This window comes from Paraburkholderia caledonica (assembly GCF_000383275.1).
GTDB classification, from domain to species: Bacteria; Pseudomonadota; Gammaproteobacteria; order Burkholderiales; family Burkholderiaceae; genus Paraburkholderia; species Paraburkholderia caledonica.
On sequence record NZ_KB911051.1, the window covers coordinates 21,911 to 40,838 of the forward strand.

General features: G+C 59.2%; 14 protein-coding genes and 1 pseudogene. 7 read left to right on the plus strand and 8 right to left on the minus strand.

The features are described 5' to 3' along the window. Positions 1 to 5: 5 nt before the first annotated feature. Entirely contained in the window at positions 6 to 1,139 is a 1,134-nt protein-coding gene (locus tag H281_RS0131515) for an acyl-CoA dehydrogenase family protein (protein WP_020071117.1), read from the plus strand. A gap of 828 nt (positions 1,140 to 1,967) precedes the next feature. On the opposite strand, the gene H281_RS0131520 is transcribed toward H281_RS0131515, so the two are convergent. Next, positions 1,968 to 2,849, minus strand: coding sequence for a hypothetical protein (locus H281_RS0131520; protein WP_020071118.1), 882 nt, complete (start codon positions 2,847 to 2,849; stop codon positions 1,968 to 1,970). 1,309 nt (positions 2,850 to 4,158) lie between these two features. Between H281_RS0131520 and H281_RS0131525 the strand changes: the two genes are divergently transcribed. Then, positions 4,159 to 5,466: an MFS transporter gene (locus H281_RS0131525; RefSeq protein ID WP_027805113.1), complete on the plus strand. Its 1,308-nt coding sequence runs from the start codon at positions 4,159 to 4,161 to the stop codon at positions 5,464 to 5,466. 164 nt (positions 5,467 to 5,630) lie between these two features. Further along, a complete protein-coding gene (locus H281_RS0131530; protein ID WP_020071120.1) occupies positions 5,631 to 7,382 on the plus strand; it encodes an IlvD/Edd family dehydratase in 1,752 nt (583 codons plus the stop codon). 120 nt (positions 7,383 to 7,502) lie between these two features. Here the strand turns inward: H281_RS0131530 and H281_RS0131535 are convergent, their stop codons facing one another. After that, positions 7,503 to 8,399 (minus strand): LysR family transcriptional regulator, encoded by an 897-nt coding sequence (locus H281_RS0131535; protein ID WP_020071121.1) that lies wholly within the window; start codon positions 8,397 to 8,399, stop codon positions 7,503 to 7,505. 207 nt (positions 8,400 to 8,606) lie between these two features. Between H281_RS0131535 and H281_RS0131540 the strand changes: the two genes are divergently transcribed. Both H281_RS0131540 and H281_RS37065 read left to right on the plus strand, forming a co-directional pair. Beyond that, the gene (locus tag H281_RS0131540; RefSeq protein ID WP_020071122.1) at positions 8,607 to 9,563 is read left to right on the plus strand and encodes an amidohydrolase family protein; all 957 of its coding nucleotides are present in this window, start codon (positions 8,607 to 8,609) and stop codon (positions 9,561 to 9,563) included. Between the two features lie 146 nt (positions 9,564 to 9,709). After that, positions 9,710 to 10,104 (plus strand): annotated as a pseudogene (locus H281_RS37065) (LysR substrate-binding domain-containing protein); the annotation flags it as partial. Between the two features lie 599 nt (positions 10,105 to 10,703). Here the strand turns inward: H281_RS37065 and H281_RS35080 are convergent. Both H281_RS35080 and H281_RS0131555 read right to left on the minus strand, forming a co-directional pair. Further along, entirely contained in the window at positions 10,704 to 10,997 is a 294-nt protein-coding gene (locus tag H281_RS35080) for a hypothetical protein (protein WP_020071123.1), read from the minus strand. Positions 10,998 to 11,055: 58 nt separating this feature from the next. Then, complete coding sequence (locus H281_RS0131555; RefSeq protein ID WP_020071124.1) at positions 11,056 to 11,427, minus strand: hypothetical protein; 372 nt, start codon at positions 11,425 to 11,427, stop codon at positions 11,056 to 11,058. A 308-nt stretch (positions 11,428 to 11,735) separates the two neighbouring features. Here H281_RS0131555 and H281_RS0131560 point away from each other — a divergent pair, with 308 nt between their 5' ends. Then, complete coding sequence (locus tag H281_RS0131560) at positions 11,736 to 12,482, plus strand: hypothetical protein (protein WP_020071125.1); 747 nt, start codon at positions 11,736 to 11,738, stop codon at positions 12,480 to 12,482. 131 nt (positions 12,483 to 12,613) lie between these two features. Here H281_RS0131560 and H281_RS0131565 read toward each other — a convergent pair whose 3' ends face one another. The 4 genes from H281_RS0131565 to H281_RS0131580 form a co-directional block, all read right to left on the minus strand. Further along, positions 12,614 to 14,512, minus strand: a complete 1,899-nt coding sequence (locus H281_RS0131565) for a hypothetical protein (protein ID WP_063828307.1) — start codon at positions 14,510 to 14,512, stop codon at positions 12,614 to 12,616. 2 nt (positions 14,513 to 14,514) lie between these two features. Continuing rightward, the gene (locus H281_RS0131570) at positions 14,515 to 15,000 is read right to left on the minus strand and encodes an ABC-three component system middle component 2 (protein WP_020071127.1); all 486 of its coding nucleotides are present in this window, start codon (positions 14,998 to 15,000) and stop codon (positions 14,515 to 14,517) included. After that, complete coding sequence (locus H281_RS0131575) at positions 14,997 to 16,043, minus strand: ABC-three component system protein (RefSeq protein WP_020071128.1); 1,047 nt, start codon at positions 16,041 to 16,043, stop codon at positions 14,997 to 14,999. The genes H281_RS0131570 and H281_RS0131575 overlap by 4 nt, the downstream gene beginning before the upstream one ends. Before the next feature lie 678 nt (positions 16,044 to 16,721). Next, on the minus strand, positions 16,722 to 17,000 hold the full coding sequence (locus H281_RS0131580; protein WP_020071129.1) for an HU family DNA-binding protein: 279 nt from the start codon (positions 16,998 to 17,000) through the stop codon (positions 16,722 to 16,724). Positions 17,001 to 17,830: 830 nt separating this feature from the next. On the opposite strand from H281_RS0131580, the gene H281_RS37700 reads away from it, so the two are divergent. Beyond that, positions 17,831 to 18,037, plus strand: a complete 207-nt coding sequence (locus H281_RS37700; RefSeq protein ID WP_408735251.1) for a phage integrase family protein — start codon at positions 17,831 to 17,833, stop codon at positions 18,035 to 18,037. Positions 18,038 to 18,928: the final 891 nt, after the last annotated feature.

Genomic DNA, 18,928 nt, shown 5'->3' on the forward strand with positions numbered 1-18,928 from the left:
CGACAATGATACTTACGCAAGAACATGAAATGATTCGTGAGTCTATCCGGACGTTCGCGGCGGAGCGCCTTGCACCTCACGCATCCGACTGGGATAAGAATCACACGTTTCCCGCGGCTGCGCTTAAAGAGCTCGGTGAACTGGGCGCCTTGGGGATGGTCGTTGAAGAGAAATGGGGCGGCGCCGGGCTGGATTATATGAGTCTGGTGCTTGCTCTTGAGGAGATTGCGGCAGGTGATGGTGCAACATCTACGATCGTAAGCGTGCAGAACTCTCTAGCCTGCGGAATCACTTCAAAATACGGCTCAGAAAAACAGAAGGAGCAATGGTTGAGGCCTCTCGCGCAGGGGCAGAAACTGGGATGCTTCTGCCTCACTGAACCCCATACCGGTTCCGACGCTTCGGCGCTCCGGACGACGGCACGTCGAGACGGCGACGAGTGGGTGCTCAATGGTGTCAAACAGTTCATTACGACAGGCAAATACGCTGACGTGGCCATCGTCTTCGCTGTCACCGACAAATCTGCCGATAAGAAAGGCATCTCGTGTTTCCTGATTCCCACGGCCACGCCGGGCTACGTCGTTGCTCGACTGGAAGAAAAGATGGGGCAGCATGCATCCGACACCGCGCAAATCATCTTCGAAGACTGCCGCGTGCATTTGTCCGCGATGATGGGACAAGAGGGAGACGGTTACCGGATAGCTCTTTCGAACTTGGAGGCTGGGCGTATCGGCATTGCAGCACAAGCGGTAGGTATGGCACGTGCAGCATTCGAAGCAGCTGTGAAGTATGCCAAAGAGCGTGAAACCTTCGGAAAATTGCTGATTGAACATCAGGCGGTCACGTTCCGATTGGCTGACATGGCAACACAGATTGAAGCTGCGCGGATGATGGTGTGGCGGGCGGCGACTCTAAAGGATGCCGGCAAGGCATGTCTGACCGAGGCGTCAATGGCGAAGATGTTCGCCTCCGAGATGGCTGAGAAGGTTTGTTCTGATGCAATTCAGATTCACGGCGGCTGCGGCTACGTGTCCGACTTCCCGGTCGAGCGCATCTATCGCGACGTTCGAGTGTGCCAAATTTATGAAGGCGCAAACGACATCCAGCGAATGGTGATTGGTCGCGCGATCGCGCAATAGCAGGTCGTCGTACGGGACGCCGCTAGCCATGTCTACGCAGCGACACCTGAGCCGAGTAGCACATAACCGCCTCTTTCCGTCCGGTCAGGACACGCACTTACCGGGCCGCGGCCCTGCAAGGCGGCGTTCACGCACGACGTTATCGTTATGAATTAAGGCGAGCACTCCTTCCGCTGACTTCCAGTCGCAGGTGACCCGCGCGAGAGACGCGCATGCCGTGACAGCAGAACGGGAGTTGGTTGCAGCGCAACCGCCAGGGGCTCCGTACATGAGGGTGCTCGTCGTTTCACAATGTCGACGGTCAGGCCCTCGGCAGACGGTTTGAGCGCCAGCCGCAATCGTGCTGGCGACGCATCCTGCGCTGCAGCGAGCGGCCGGACCATCACGAAGAGAGTTTCCGATGACTGCGCCGCAAGGTGCAGGCGTCGAAGCGATGATGACTGCGCGTACTGACTCCAGACAATGAGGGCTCCGCAACTTCCTGCCCGCAAAATCTGCTCTACCGACCAGAGCGCGTCCGCAGTGTTCGGTGCCTTGACGCGAAGCACTGTTCGAGCGTCAGGCGGATGTAGGGGTTCGACGTTCATCGCTTGGATGATCTGCAGCCGGCTTTCGGTGGATAGGTCGGGCCACGCTTCGCGAACCAAGTATTGGCGCATAGGCGTGTTGCGTAACAGCTGTTCGAGAACGGCTTCACTCAGCACGTTGCTCTCGTATCGAAACCTTCGTGAGCGGGATTGTCGGCACGCCGGAGCGTGCCGAGGCAACTCGACGCGGTTCTCGTGGCTTGGTCGCGAGCTTCATAGGGATCGCCGGGATGCTGCCGCCCTATGGCGCTCGACGATCAAAGTAGCCGACTTCACTCAGGAACTGGGCCGCGCCGTCAATGAGACTGGACTGGCCGGGCAGGCGCACGTTACTCCTGCCGACTTGCGTCGACGGCAACATCCCGTCGACGATCAGGTCCGGCAGACGTGTCGATCTCATTGCTTTGTGAAAACCAGTTGAGGGTTTCCTGCCCGACCAGGCGAGCAGGCAGTCGATCGCGGCGCCCGCGTTAAGGTCGGCCATCTGAAGCGGTGCGTGATGCGCTGAATCGGCGAACTCCAGGTTACGGATTCGCAGTGGCAGTTCCGCCTGACGCGTTCCGTAGCCGAACGTCCGCTCCGCGGCGGGCGTCATCAACGCACGTAGAAACGGCTCGTGCCGCCGAAGCGGCTTTGACTGGTCATGCGTTACAGAAAAGAGGCCGGGGCGGGACACCATCCACTTGTTGATCATCATGATGAAAAGATCCGGCGCAGGGTCGAACGTGTGCATCGGGAACGGTTTGAGGAATTCCCCGATGCGCCCGAACGAGAGTGCGAGGCCAGTCGCAAAATCACGGCCGCCCTCAGGCGCGGCGAGAAACGCCGTGCGAAGCGTTTGATCGAATTCAGCATAGGCGATGGTGTTGCGCTCCCGGATCGCACGCAGAAAAGAGCGTTGCAATTTTCCCCAGGCGCCGTCCGGGAAGATGATGGGCCCGGCCAAGTTGATCGAGATCTGCGAGGAAGCTGTCAGTTCGGTCTGTTGCGCCTCGGCGCTTTTGACGGTGCGCAGGATCGCGTCGTTGATGTTGCGAGCCGCGGCAATCAGTTCCCGCTGTCCATTCGCGATGAGTTCGACCTTTCGTTGCTGACCGGCAGGCGGCCGTCGGATACAACTCAAGCCGCGCCTACTGGCGAGCAACAATCTCAATCCAGGCGGCCTGATGCTCAATCAGGGTTTCGAGTCCCTTTGCGTTCGGCTTCGTTTATATCGGATAGGGGCTAGCTGATTGGAGGGGCAATCCGCTGTTCTGCGCAACGAGACAACGAGCATACTCCACCGGCGCGTCCTCTTTACACACCGGCAAAAAAACGATCGTTTTCCCTGCAACGGATACCGCACATCTGTTAACCGGAGCTATCAAGAACGACGACTTTCCGGAGTCACACGACGTTCGCTGCAGGGAATCCGAAGAATTCGAGCGGCGTTGTCCGCAGATAAAGGGGTATGACAGCGACAGCTCTCATACCCTTCCATCCGCGAATACGCTCGCGCAAGCAAATTTGTTACTACCATTGTGCGACGCACCATTTCTCGCGATGACGCTCACAGGAAGACGCCGGCGCGTATTACTAGTCAACTAATTTTGTTATCACGGTGCAGTTGGGTTGCAACTAATTTTGTAACGCAATGCACGCTGACGGTCGTGCCACAGCAGCAACACGGACTGAAGGCACGATAGAGTCGGCTTAGCTCCCTGCGCCTCGGGCGCAACCCGGCCACGAAGTGTCGTTCACCGTGTCGTGACGGAAGGCAGAAGTTAAATTGCTACCGGCGGTTCGACCACTTCGCGCCCGCGTTGAGCTTGCGTTCTCGCGCTTTATACGGAGGTGCGACGATGCGTTCGCAAACCATCAGGCAGCGAGCTTTGCCCGGGCGTGGGACCGGCCAAAGTAAGGTGTTCATTCTCCGCAACCCAAAGAGATCTTTTATCCATCATTTTTTAAGCGGCTTCCAGGAAGGCGCTCCTTCACGTGCGCCTGCTAGAACATTGAGTGCCTTGAACACCGATGATGCAACCCCACACCGCAGTTTCGATGGGCGATTTTGACCGCCGACGCGCGGGGGCATCCCAATCCCCACTCCCATGAATCGCGGAAAGTAGAGCTGTTGGGAAATCCGTCGCAACTGAGGCCAGCGCGCAGCTTTCGATACGCTTTCGAGTTTGGCGGCTGGCCGCTGTGTGGTCAGGCAGTCAAACCGAAGAAATTTTTCGTTCTCAACACTACGGCATCACCTGTGACGCCGAGGCGGTGTGCTGCATATTCGTCTCCAAGAGCCGTCGGGCATCGCGCATACGCCCGACGGTTATTCCGCTTGAGCAATTAAGCAATTTGCAAATCCGGAAAGTATGTCAAATCGCCCCCCGGCTTGAGGGGCGGCACGCCTAAGTCGGACGCGCAAGCGCACGATAAATCAGGAGACAACGATGTCCTCACATCCCGCAATGTCGGTGGATGCTAATCGCACGTCCGCCGACGCTACGTTCCGAAAGGCTGCGTGGCGATTCATGCCCCTTCTATTCGTTTGCTACGTGGTCGCCTACCTCGACCGCGTGAATGTGGGGTTCGCCAAGCTCCAGATGCTGAACGACCTGCATTTCAGCGAGGCAGTCTACGGCCTCGGGGCAGGTCTGTTCTTCGTCGGCTACTTCTTCTTTGAGGTTCCGAGCAATCTGCTGCTTCATCGTGTCGGAGCGCGCCGCTGGATAGCGCGCATTATGGTGACATGGGCAATGCTTTCGCTCGCAACGGCGTGGGTCACAACTCCGACGATGTTTTACGTCGTCCGCTTTCTGCTTGGCATTGCCGAGGCCGGGTTTTATCCGGGCATGATTCTGTACCTGACTTATTGGTTTCCGTCTCACCGGCGCGGGAAGATGATGGCCGTTCTCACTGCGGGTAATCCTGTCTCCGGAATGCTTGGTGGCCCCCTTTCGGGCTTCATCATGCACTCGTTTTCTGGGGTCGCAGGTCATGCTGGTTGGCAGTGGCTTTTCATAATTGAGGCCGTTCCGGCGGTTCTGCTCGGCGTCATCGTCTATTTTTTCTTGGACGACCGTGTGAAGGATGCGAGGTGGCTCAGCGACGAAGAGAAAGTCCAAATCACGCAAGAAATCAGCGGCGACGCGGCCAAACGCACTCATGGCTCCGTCAAAGACGCATTCGCTTCCGGCTGGGTTTGGCTTCTGTGCCTTATCCTCTTCGGCATCATCATGGGCTCGTACGCAATCGGCTTCTGGCAGCCGACCATCATCAGGGCATCCGGCGTGAACGACCCGCTGACCGTTGGGCTACTTACAGTGATTCCATACACCTTCGCTCTCATCTCCATGATTTTGGTTGGTCGAAGTGCCGACCGCCACCGCGAGCGTCGCTGGCACGTTAGCGCTCCCGCGCTGGTCGCCGCCGTCGGCTTCTGTATCTGCGCGTTCAGTGGCAACCAACTCGTACCTGCGATGGTTGGCCTGTCGCTCGCCGCTGCGGGCATCATTTCAGCACTTCCAATGTTCTGGGCGCTTCCGACATCCTTCCTCGGTGGCACTGCAGCTGCAGCGGGCATCGCACTCATCAATTCGACCGGCAATCTGGCGGGCTTTGTGAGCCCTTCGGTAATGGGCTGGCTCAAGACCGAGACGCATTCTCTGACCTCAGGCCTCTATCTTGTTGCGGGAAGTCTGACGCTCTCGGCGATTCTGATTTTGATGTTCATGCCAGCACGAGTCGTGAACCGTTAAACGATGCAGCGTGGTTGCAACCGCGGCTGTTTCGATTCGAATCTCGATGCCGCTACCTAATCGATTGGACCGCACGCTCGATGCGACCGTCGACGCCCGTTTCCCCACATCGCTCAATCAAATGAATGGGTGACATCGAGCAAATGAAATCTTTGGAGAAAGTCATGGCTGAAAAGAAAGATGTCCCGCAAACCCCCGCCGAAGCGACTGGCATGAAGCGCGGACTCACTTCGTACGGCGATCAAGGTTTCTCGCTGTTTCTTCGGAAGGCGTTCATCAAAGGCGCTGGATACACGGACCAAGCCCTCGACCGCCCGGTCATCGGAATTGTGAACACCGGAAGCGGCTTCAACGCATGCCACGGAAACATGCCGCAACTGGTCGAGGCAGTGAAGCGTGGTGTCATGCTGGCGGGCGGCTTGCCGGTCGACTTCCCGACTATCTCCGTTCACGAGAGTTTCTCCTCGCCGACGTCGATGTATCTGCGCAATCTGATGTCGATGGACACAGAAGAGATGATTCGCGCGCAACCGATGGACGCAGTCGTGCTCATTGGCGGGTGCGACAAGACCGTCCCGGCGCAACTCATGGGCGCAGCGTCTGCCGAAATTCCGGCCATCCAACTCGTCACCGGCTCAATGCTCACAGGATCGCACCGCAGCGAACGCGTCGGCGCGTGTACGGACTGCCGCCGCTACTGGGGCAAGTTCCGTGCAAGCGAAATCGACCAGGAAGAAATCAACGACGTAAACAACCAGCTTGTGGCGAGCGTGGGGACGTGCTCGGTGATGGGTACGGCCAGCACCATGGCCTGCATCGCAGAAGCCCTCGGCATGACGGTTCCTGGTGGAGCGACTCCGCCTGCGGTGACGGCCGACCGTATTCGGGTCGCCGAACAAACTGGCACGACAGCCGTCAAGCTCGCAAGCGAACGATTGACCATCGACAAAATCCTTACGCCGAAGGCGTTCGAAAACGCGATGCGCGTACTGCTGGCCATCGGTGGATCCACAAACGCCATCGTGCATCTAAGCGCTGTCGCTGGGCGCCTTGGGCACAAAATCGGCCTCGATAGTCTCGACCGAATGGGTAAGGAAACCCCTGTTCTGCTCGACCTCAAGCCGACGGGTCAGCACTATATGGAGGACTTCCACAAGGCAGGTGGAGTCGCCACGCTGCTCCGTGAACTGAAACCGTTGCTCCATCTGGACGCAATGACGGTAAGTGGTCACACGCTCGGCGAACAGATTGAGGCGAGCGGTCCGGGGTTCAGCCAAGATGTTGTGCGCTCGTTCTCGCAACCTATCTATCCGCAGGGTGGCTTGGCGGTCGTGCGTGGCAATCTCGCACCAGGCGGCGCAATCATCAAGCAATCCGCAGCTGACCCGAAGCTGATGGAGCACGAGGGCCGTGCAGTCGTATTCGAGAACCTGGAAGACCTCATCAACCGCGTCGACGACGAATCATTGGATGTGAAAGCGGACGACGTCTTGGTGTTGAAAAACATCGGACCGGTGGGTGCGCCCGGGATGCCGGAGGCCGGATACATTCCGATTCCCCGAAAGCTCGCGCGGGCCGGCGTGAAGGACATGGTCCGCATCTCCGACGGTCGCATGAGCGGTACCGCGTTTGGCACGATTGTTTTGCACGTTACGCCTGAGGCAGCAGCCGGCGGGCCGTTTGCTTACGTTCAAAACGGCGACCGCATTCGCCTCAGCGTGTCGAACCGCGAGGTATCGCTCCTTGTCTCAGACGAAAAGCTGAAGCAACGTGCGGCGGATAAGCCCATCAAGCGACCGACTGCCGACCGTGGTTATCGCAAGCTTTTCTTGCAGACAGTGACACAGGCAGACGAAGGGGTCGACTTCGATTTCCTGCGAGCAGCCAGTCTGCAAAAGGACGACCCGTCTGCGTGAGTGACGCGGGTCCGAAGCGAAGAAGGATGCTTCGGGCCGCGCCGCAGCAGGAAGTGAGTCACCCGAATATGGATGCGCGGTGACTCACACGGTCACTGACATCAAAGCGTCAGAAGATGCTCAGGACAATGCGTCGTCGTACGGACGGTTGAACGTGGTTGCAGCGGCCTCTGCGAACAACTTCACCAGCGCGAATCGTGGTGATTGTCGTGCAATGGCGAGTCCGATACGTCGAACTGGCGCGCGCTCAGGAAGCGGAACGCGCGCAATAGCAAGCCCGCTTTTCCACAAGGACGGCCAGTCAGGCACTAACGAAACGCCGAGGCCTTTGTCAACGAGCGTTGCAATGGCGAGTAAGCCGTCAATCTCAAGTCGCTGCCTCGGATGCAAATTGTTGTCCCGCAAGTATCGGTCAGCCAGTTGGCCGCCGAGCACCGATCGTGCATACCGCACGAACGGTTCCGAAAGAAGCAGCTGATGCGCATCGCGCCCCGCCATCGACTCGTGTGCGACCACGATTAGCGGCTCCTCCGTCAGTGGACTCCATTCGCAGGTCTTTCCCATAGCGAATTGAGGCTCGACGACAATGGCGACGTCGAGCTCGCCGGAACAGACCTTCTTGCAAAGGTCGACCGAGCTACCGGTGTCGACGAAGATCTTGAGGTCTGGATAAGACGCGTAGACACGCTCCAAGACTGAAGGAAGGACGCTGACCATCGCAGATTGGAAGACGCCCACTCTTAGTTCGCCTACCTGCATCTGGCCATCTTGCGCTATCGCTTGCATGTCTCGCACAGCACGAAGGAGTGCGTGCGCACTGTCCAACACCTTCATTCCCTCTGCGGTCGGGCCGACGTTGCGTCCCGAGCGTTGAATCAGCGTCGTCCCCAAGCTTTCCTCAAGCGAGCGAATTCGGGCGGCAACTGCCGTCGCCGTCAGACCAAGGCGTCGCGCTGCTTCAGCGATGGAGCCGCTCTCCACCACGGCGACGAAACTCTGCACATATCGAATGTCCATGACCGATTCTATGACATCGAGGGACTTATTTGGAAACCGCTATCGCTCGCGCCTCGCGTGGCATGTTAGCCAGCGGTCCGGCCGCACAAATACTTCTTGGGTCAGAACTCACTGATTTGTTGTTTTCAGATGCTCCATCACAGCAATACTCCTTTGTCGGAAGTCCCAAGAGACCGACTCTCGGCACATCCTTAGGAGATACCAGCCTTGAAGTTCAACGACAATCGAAGGTCAGCCTTGAAAACCATCTGCGCTGTTGCTGCGGCCAGCACCGGTGCTTCACTCGTGGGGTGCGCGCAGACACCCTCAAACTCCGTTGCGTGGTCGGCCGGTACCGAGCCCGCGCGCGTGAAGATGCCGCCGAATGCCACGGACTGTCATCACCATATCTACGACCACAGTCACCCGTGGGCGTCGGAGGCGACCTTGAAGCCGGGAAACGCTACGGTCGCGGATTACCGTCGACTGCAGATGCGAGTCGGAACGACCCGGAACGTCATCATTCAGCCGTCTAGCTATGGCGTTGACAATCGGCTCTTGCTCGCGGCAATTGCGGAGTTTGAGGGACGTGCGCGCGGCATTGCTGTGGTCAATACGAGTGTCACGCAACAGGAGCTCATCGAGTTGCACAAGGGCGGCGTGCGTGGTATTCGATTCAACTTGGCGCCGCCGGGGACCACAACACTCGACATGGTCAAGCCGCTAGCGAGGCGTATCGCGCCAATGGGTTGGCACATACAAGTCAATGCACCAGCCGTTTATCTGCTTAACGCTCGCGACACGTGGGGTGACCTTCCATGTCCCGTCGTGTTTGACCATCTCGCGCACATACCCGAACCGGACGCAATTCATCATCCTGCGTTTAGCATGGTCACCGAGTTGCTTTTGAGCAAAAAAGCGTATGTAAAGCTGACTGGCTTCTACAACGACACGAAAGTTGGGCCTCCCACGTACTCTGATAGCGTGGTAGTTGCCGCGGCCTACGCGCAAGCGGCACCGGACAGAGTGCTGTGGGGAAGCGACTGGCCGCACCCTACCGAGCAGCCCCACAATCAGATTCCGGATGACGCACTGCTGACCAATTTGATTACCACCGTTGTGCCCAATTCGTCTCGGCGAGACCAGATGTTGGTGGACAATCCCCGGAAGCTTTATCAATTCTGAAGCACGGGTCGCCCGGAATAAGCGAGCGCGCAAGCACTATGAATTCGTGAATGCTTGCTTTGAGCGGCGCCGTAATTTCCATACCGTCGACGAGGTCCGACAATGCCCCCAGGGTACGGACCGCTTACGCATTTGCGCGAAGGGTGTCACGCGGCATGCCGTTGATCGCGCACGACTTGACACGGCACAACTGCATCGGCATCCGTCAGGGCGACTAAGTCTATGCCGTGGGTATCCGACTTCGGGTAGGGGCGCGTCGCTTGAAATGGAAGCCGTGCAGATCAACGGCACGCTGACAACGAACGATGGTGAAATCGCGGTCAAGTGGGCGCTCGAAGGACATGGCATCCTGATGCGGGCCGAGTGCGACATTAGACAGTATCTGGCCGATGGTTCACTCGTCCTCGTGCTGCCTTACATGACACTTCGGCGCCGATATTTTCGCGGTCTATTCGGAACGACGTCAGATGTCTAACCGCATCGTGTGTTCGTTGACTTCATAGGACTCGATCTTGGAAGAGGGGCCGCCGAGGTGGCATAGGCAGCCGAAAGCTGTTGGAGTTCGCTTATCCCGCTAATGGTGTCCGTTGGAGCGCTAATCGTGTTCATTAATTCTGCTAGCGCGGATTTGGTTGCGGTCGCTGGTCCCCGCCTTGCTATTCGCGGTGCGAGAGCGAGACCGCCTTTCTCGTGTACGGGATACCAAGAGCCGCACGTCTGTTGCATAAAAAGCCGCACAGCACGTCACATTCCGAACGCAAACCCTTCCACCGATGATTTACTAGCGCATTCGTCCCGAGCCGACGTCATTTGCTTTCCTCGTGCGAGAACGGTTCACCCTCAGCCGCATTAGCAAAATTAAAGGACACGGCTAACGCGGTAGCCGAATTAGTGAACATACCTCTGTCCACACGTTGCTGAAACGCAACGCAACACGATTGGCTAAATATCCCGACCGGTTTGGCTCAGAGCGGGTTTTGACCATATTTCCATTAGCACAATGAGCGGACATGGCTAGCGGGATTAGCGGACAACAACAGCGGTCGAAGAAGTCGGTAATTGGAATTGGAATCGGGAACAAGGCACGGTAAGGCGATTCGCATTGTAGCGTCGCGACGCACGCGGACATCAGGTGCTTGATCAGTCGATGCCGGACGCACCGATGCCACGTTTCGTCAGCTCGGAAAGCACATACTTGCCCAGCTGTTGCGTGTTGATCGGCCGACCGCCGCTGCCGTACAGATCGATGCCGAGCGCAAACTGCGCATTCACGAGCCGCAGCATCGGCAGTGCATCGACTTCCTGGTCGGCCTCGGCGTCGAACACTTTCACCGGTCCCGTCGCTCCCACCCCGCGGTAACGGGTAATCGCATAGTCTTTCCCGTCTAGCTCGACCAGCCGTTGCTCACTCGCGTCCGTCAAATCCGGGCTCACGAAGCTCCGCTTTGCGACCGACTCGCGCAGAAGATATTCCCCGGTAGACGTCAGTGCGTCAGTATTGTTGCTTGAACCCGCGGCGATCGCAGTCGGTTAGCAGCACATTGTGCACGGCAATTGGCATGCTGGAGCGCAGCAAGGGCTCCAGCGTCGTCAGGCCCCGATCCACGACCTGCGTGGCCTGGGCGATGGTCATGCCCTGCAGGCAGGCCGCAAACAGCGGCTTGGTCTGCTCGAACAGCACCCGGTCAGTGTCGAGCGCGCCGGCCACATAGAACTGCCTCTCATCGACCGTCAGCTTCGGGTAGTTATCGGGCGACACCGCCTGCAGGAGCGGAACGGCCGACAGTGCGGGCGCCTGGGCGAACGCGCCCGTGGTCAGGGAAGCGGCAAGTACAGCGGCCGACACTATGGATTTGACGTGCATGGTATTTCCTCAGAATGACTGTACGGTCTTAACGGCTTTTGTTGAGGTTCCTTGAGTCGTTCGGCCGCGGCTGGGTCGCAGGAGATCACTCACTCATCACGCCGGGCGCAGCGCGGCGAGCCCCGCCACGCCACTCACCGATACACCCAAACTCACACATCGATAATCGCAGCTATCACCAATGCGGAATTTGCTCATAAGATTTCGCGTTTCCGCTACACTTCGCGGGAACCCGCCCGGCAAGCAGTTGCGGCAATCCTTACGGCGGTTTTTTCGCGACAACGAGGACAGCAAAGGAGATGGGCGCGATGGTTTATGAATTGACGGCCAGCGCCGCTCAGATGTGCACCCCAGTTCCCGCAGCAGCGGCCGGCGGCTGGGTCGACTGGGTCGATCACTGGCAGACTCTCGGCGGCAACATCGTCGGTGGCGTGATGGGTATTGCGGGCGCACTTGTCGTGGCGACTCGGGTCAACGGCCGCGAGCAATGGATCGCCGCCGGCATGGTGCGACCTGATCTGCATCAGCTCGTCACCCGAGCCACAGAGCTAGAGGCGTCGCTCCCGCGGACGCAACGGCAAAACGCCGGTTCCGTCTTTGCCGAACTGAAAAGTTGGGCTGCCGACGGCCAGCGCATTGGCCACGCCGTCCAGAAGCTCAGGGAGCTGCGACCCGCGCTGTTCGCCTTGCACACGCCCGTCGTGGGTCAGCTCTCAGACATCGACGCGCGTCTGTACGGTCACCTGTTCCAGTGCCAGTGCCAGATGGCGCACAAGCGTTTTGAGGCGGCGATGACGGCACTGGTTGCCGACCCTCAGAACCCACCGCCGATTGGCCAACTCTATGAGGACTGGCAGCGATGCGGGGAGCACGCCCGGCTTGCCGGCTACTTCCTGGACAAGCTTGTCTTTGCGCGCGGGCCGCGCTGGTTGCACCGCCTGCGGATGCGGTTGATACCCAACGCTCGCGACGCGGAGTCCAGACGTCTTCTCCTGGGCGCGGCGCCAGGCTCCGCATTGCAATCTGTGGCGCTCGCAACGGGAGAGTCGGCATGAATCGGGAACGCACATGAAAGCCCGAGCTCGCTCACCCGGAAGCGCTTCGCGCTGTACCGGGATCGACCGGAAGGGGCCAGGTACGGACCCGGCGTTCAAAGCGTGCAGCGCATGTTAATACGTCGTGCTCGCTAGTTGGGCTGTGCGTCGTCGGCTACCTGCATGGGGACAACGCTTCTGAGGTAGAAGCCCGCGCGGCCAACATCGTTGCGGCGGGTGAACTCTATCGGCTTTAGCACTTCGCGAACAGCTGCCTCAATCTTCTCGTTTTCAGCAATCACTATCTGTCCCGGACCAATCCACGTCGACAACCATCCATAAAATCTGTCGGTCAGCGTCCCGGTAGGTAGCGCGCGATCTTCTGACGATTCTGGATCCGCGTATGCCTTGAGCGGAGAATCTATCACCACTAGACCCAGGTGCGGGTTACCCGACTCTAGGGCATGTTTCATCAGCCCGATGGTCAGCGCCGTCAGGAATATGCCGCGCTTGCCGGCACCGTAGCTCAGTCGGGAGCGATCATTGATGATCAGGTCGCATTCTTCTGTATCTAGCGTTACGTGCTGGATGTCATCGAACCCCCACTCGCGAAGCAACCACTTCACATAGGTGGCAACCGACTTGGCTGGTTCGGCTGCTTCGCGGTTGATCGGCGCGGTCTTCGAAACCCGCAGCTGCTTCAATCGGCTGATTTCGCCTTGGAGCCGTTCCATTTCGTCGAAAGCGCCCAGCTGTGCCGCTAGTTCGCTTCGGCGCACTGCCAGCTCCTTCGGATCGGCTTGGAATTCCACGCGAGCGCCGCTAATCCGTCTCGCCTCCTCCTTTTCAAGTTCGCCTAGCCTCTCCTTCAGAACGCCAGCTTGCTGAGTGGAATCGGCAAGCCGACCTTGCTCAGCCCCGATCGAATGGAGCAAACCGGCACGCAGTGCAAGGATCTTTTGGGACTCGGCAGCGACAGCCTTAAGATAGCTCGCCGGAACGCGCTTCCCGAGATCGGGCGGCGCCACATGAAGCTCGACTGGCGTGGCGCAAATCGGACACGGTACTGCGTCGAGCGCTGCAAAGTGTGCGACGCCTTCGTCCAGCGCACCGAGGCGTTCCAGATCGCTCACATACTTTCGATCAAGCAGCTGGAAGCGGTCCAGCATCGCCTGAGAATGGGTGGCTCGGGTCGCCTGGAGACGCAACGCATCCGCCGACTCAACAATCCTGCCGCGGACGTCACGCAACTGCGCGGCACGCGCGTCGTATTGGCGGCTGAGTTCTGACAACGTCTCGTCTACGTGCTCGATCGCTTCTTCTATGTCGGCACGCTTCACGTCATGACCGATGCCTACCATAACCCGCCTGAGCGCGTCCTGTGCAGAGGTAAGCTGGCCGAAGAGACGGTCCTTTTCCGCCTGAGACTTCGAAAGCGCCACGGCCGAATCGTCATCTCCTGTCAGAAAGAGATGAAACGCCGCCATGCGCTGCGGCCGCTCAGTATGACTCGCGCCGCTGGTGGGATCTTCGCTGATCACCGTCGGCTGCGAAAGCATGAACCAGTGCCGGATGTCAGAGCCCGTCACAGGTCCGCGCTTGCTTTTCGATCTCAGGATCTGCTTGCCTGCTGCCCCCGAGAGTTCGACAATGAGCTGGGACAAGTCAGCATCGAATGGCTCCATGCCTTCCGGAGCGTCCATAAGTATATGCATGCTTTCGGAGGGCTCATCATCCGCCGGCACGTATTTCCCTGTGGTCGCGGCGTGCTTCGTGCAGAAGAGGTGTGCGCCGCCGCCGCGCAATGCGCGGCGGACGAGATAGCTATCGCTGCCGTCCGAAAACTCAAGTTCCAGCAACTCGTAGCCGTCATCTTCCGGCACCTTCTTCGGCGTTTTGTCACCCCCAAGGAGATACCAAAGGCAGTCACGGATGTACGATTTACCGGTGTCACTCGGGCCACGAATCAAGCAATGCAGCGGTGCGAATTCAATTTCCGCTGCCGGCCGGTTCGGTCCTGTCGCTCTCAGTTTTGTCAATCGTATCGCCACTGCTAACTCCGCTCGAGTGTGAATCCTTCCAGTTCCGCGCCCCAGCGATGGCCCTGGTCGGTAAACTCCCGGGTTAGCGCATCAGTGTCTATGTGGCCAAATCGGCTCGCTACCCATGCGCAACGTCGGCGCAACCGCATGAAGTACTGCGCAGTCACAGAGCCAACGAGTGACAGGGCCGCAGGCCCGGCAATATATGTGATCCCCTCTTCGTCCATCAGCACGCTCACCAGTCCCCGACTACTCATAAGATGCAACCCCTGTTCGATTAGCGTGCGACGGCTGAGCAATTCGCTACCGCGGAAAGGGACCGGTGTGTGCAGGCTTTCCGGACCGCCAAGGTCGCCCGAATACACGACGGCGTAGTCGAGCAGGATTAGCTTCTGCAGGTCGGCGCCCGCCGGGCGTAACGCACTCAGCAGATAAACCATGCGAAAACCAAGTTCGAACGGCGAGTTGAACACGCGCGTATCCTTCGCATGCGTCATTTGATCCACCTTAGTTTCTTCTCGTTGACCAGATGATGGCAGGTACCCGGAAGATCGCCGCCACGTAGTCGACCGTGCAATGCGCTATCCGTCAGCGCAAGCGACGACGCGCGATTGACCGCCGCATCCAGCCGGTCCTGACCGGCCTTATTCCGGGGGCTTGATACGGCAGTACGCACTCCTTTCAGCACCATATCGAGCAACTTCGCGAACTCGTCCTCTTCGAACAGATCGCGGCTGAACCGTTTAAGACCTTCAGCACAATAGAACTCCATCCGGCAATCGGTGAAGTGGTCGGCGTATTCCGTCAGCATGATCCCGTTGACAGTGCGTGCCGCGCAGCCCTGTTCGGCGTACACCGCGACAAGCTCCTCCACGTAGACCTGTTCGTCCTCCGTTGGCAGCGCCGGCATCGCCGGATCATCCCCCCGTTCGGCCTCTATATGAAAGATCCGGCAATGCGTCGCATGATCCACCGCGTGCCAGCCAAGCAGGTCGCGCAGCAGACACTCTTCTATCCGAGCAAAATCGAACGAGTTAACCACCGCCCGAACGTCCGGGGTCAGGTAGCTCGCGAGACTTTTCATTCCGGTCTTGCCGCCAGCCCAGTCCGTAAGGAACCGGTGCTTGAGCTTTGCCGGGCTGGCAATGAGGTCGTGCAAGTCCGGACCGGCATTCTGCGGTGAACACACGAAATATCGGCGCGGCACCGGATAGGTCCCTGCTTGGAGATGACGAAAAAACTTGGCGAGTTCTGGAAAGAACTCGCCGGGCGTCAACGGCGCCTTGTAGTGCTTGGCTTGGTACAGATCCCACAAGTCTGCCGTCAGCACATGCGTAAGTCGCGCCTCGACGTCGCGCCCTGCGTCTCCCGGGCCGCCGAACCGCTTGACCTGACTGTACCTGCAAGAATTCACCTCGCGCTGCAGGGCACTGCGCTCGATGAATTCCTCCCATTCGTCCGGCTTGAAATGACGAACCATCAGGGAAGGCGGCAATGCCCCGGCTTTAATGACGAGCTGGTTCGGACGTAACGTCGACATAGTTGACGGAATAGCGTGGTGCCGAATTATCGCCGCGACCGACAGGTTGTGGCATACGCGGTGCACAATTTCGTGCCCGCGGCGCCCCTCCCGACCTATTTTTCGTGGCTAGCGCCTGGGACATTTAAGTTTTATCAACGGATGTCCAGAAACGAAGGGGCGGATAGCTGCAACTATCCGCCCCTTCACCGTCGGCCAGTTCTGCTGCCTTCTCCCGCTTCGCCGCTGCGCCGCCTATATTGCTAAAGACGCCGCCGTTACGTTAGGAGCCCAAGATGTCCACCGATCCTTCCTCCGATACCGTCCCCGATCCCGCACGGCCATCGCCCGGCGCGACGGGCGAAGCGCCACCCAGCACGCAGCCCGTCTCTTCGGACGGCCACGTTCCCGACGCCGACGCCGCCGAGCCCGCTCCGCATGAGCACCTTCCGCCCCGGTCGGACGATAACTGACCGCCCTCGAACGCAGCGACGGGGATCTGCAGAACCAGCGTGCAACGCTCTTCCGGCGCGCCTACTGCCTCTTAGAAAGCTTCTGTCCCAGAAGTGAAGGGTATGAAAGCCTCAACTTTCATTCCCTTCATTTTCGTCCAGGTGCCAGCGGCCGTCTCGCGTTGACTCGTTCTCGTGCGCGATGTCGCGCTGTAGACCGCATGAAGGTCCAGCGCGCCCGACCTTGTCACCGCGCGTTGACCGCATCCTTGAACGCCTTGCCCGCGGTGAACTTGACGGTCTTCGCAGCCGGGATCTGTATTTCGGCGCCGGTGGAGGGGTTCCGCCCCACGCGCGCAGCGCGTGCCCCGGTCGAAAAAGAGCCAAAGCCGACCAGCTGAACGGCGTCCCCTGTCGTGACCGCCTTCGTCACGGTCCCGATGAAGGCGTCGACCGCCTGCGACGCGGCCGCCTTGCTCTGTCCCGTTGCGGCGGCGACGGCGTCCACCAGTTCCTGCTTGTTCATGTTTGGTTCCTTTTCCCAGGTTTGCGATGCCGCCACCCTACCCTATTGGTCCGCCGCCCCGCAACCGCAGTTGGCGTCAGGCTTCCATTCGATGCGAAATGCAAAGATGGGGCGGGCAGGTGGGGAACGCGACTGCGGGCAGAAACTAACCCGTGATGTTGCCGCCTCCAGTGTTGATAACTGGTGTTATCGGCACTGCGCGTCTCTTCGTAAAGAATACAACAATAAACGTATTAATTACTACAGACCCGGTCAACTGTGGACTCAGCGTGCTTCGGGACGTCAAATTGTCCCCGGCAGATCAGGTTGCCGCTACGGCACCGCCCAAATCCTCGTGAAACAATTCTGAAACGGCCCCAAATAAACGTTTGGAAACAGTGCGTTGGCGCCCGCGCGACGGCGCATACCTTGTTTCACGAGTGAACTGCACCGTCCGGCCTGGAAAACGCACAATATTTTGCGGTCCTAACTGATGAACGTAGCTCTAGGCTTCTTTTCGAGCAACGCGTACCTTGGTCTACGCCGCAGCAAATAGGCGCTCCGGGGAGAAAACCAGTGGCAACTGCCGGCAGCTTCGCGAAGATGCTGGGGCAGTCCGCTCCTAGGGTGCAAGTTCGGCCTACGTGGCCGACTCAACTCTGAAAATTCCTCCGCGCTTCCTGAGGGCGAGGCGATGCCAATCAATGACCCGGACCCGCCCGAACGCGGGCTTACACATGTAGACGCTTCCTCGCATTACGTGCCTTCGTGCAGCGCGTGCCGGCCGCCACAATCGCGCGGCTTCTTTTTCCCGGAGGACGAGGGAAGGTGCGCGCCTAGGCAGCGTTGGGTTGAGGCATTGCCTGCCACACGCCGGCCATGGGGTCGGCATGTGGTTCAGGCCTCTCGTCGCCAAACGATTGAAAGAGCAAGGTATCGCGTCGGTTGGCGATCTGGTCGACTCTTGCAACGCGAGGGGCGGGAGTTGGTGGATGACCATGCCGCGAATTGGCGTGGGCGCCGCCCGCCACGTTGCTCTCGTGGTCGCGTCAGCATGAAGACTCCGGCAAACGGATCGAGCAGATGCCACGAACGATGGTCCATCGACAGCGACGTCCGATCAACCGCCCTCCGTTGACGCATCAGCCGCGGCTCTGGCGCCCCTTGAATGCGAGATCATCGAAGATGCCCTTTCTGGTGCATAGGGGCAAAGCCGTGCGCCGCCTTCGCCGCATCACCGTACGCCGCGATCTTGGGCTGTATGAGCGTGTCTTCATCGTTTCCAGGAACAGCTGAAGACCCTCCGCGCCTACACAAAGCAACCGGGAAGTTTCATGTTGTGGGTCATTATCAGTTCGCAGAAAGGGCGCTCAATTCGTTGCTGGTCGACGACTGCGAAACGTACCAAGGACTTCCTCGCGTCTCCCGCTCCCTCTTTCGTCGATCCGACAGCTTCCCGCAAGAGCGGTCACTGGCGGCTGTTCGGGGCGGAGCGCATTTGGGAGGTCAGAGGTAAGCGGTCTGCACGTTGCGCGCAGCCTTCACAAGGGTGGTTGCCGCCCGGTATTGAGGGGAAAATCCATGGCACGGCGTGAGCGATCCGGTCGGCGCCCAACGCGCCGACGACATGCAGATCAATCACACGTTGCCGCCTACCCTTTGGGGCAAAGTCCGCTCTTTCGTCCACACCCGGTGTGAAACAGCAGACGAGCTACTGGCGCGCCGTGCGCGTTGTCCTGTTGCGCGGCGGCAATTCTGGTTTGCGACGCGAAGAGCTTGTGTGTGCCCGCGGCGAACGCCTCTCGTCAGTCTCTTTAGGCGACGATGGGCAGACTGTATGGCATCTGGAGGCGCCGAGATTGCGGAATCGGCAACCCCCGTACCTGTCAGTCCCCCTACCGTTGTTGCGTCGAGGGCGCATCGGCGTGGTCGCGGCCTCGTCCTTGACG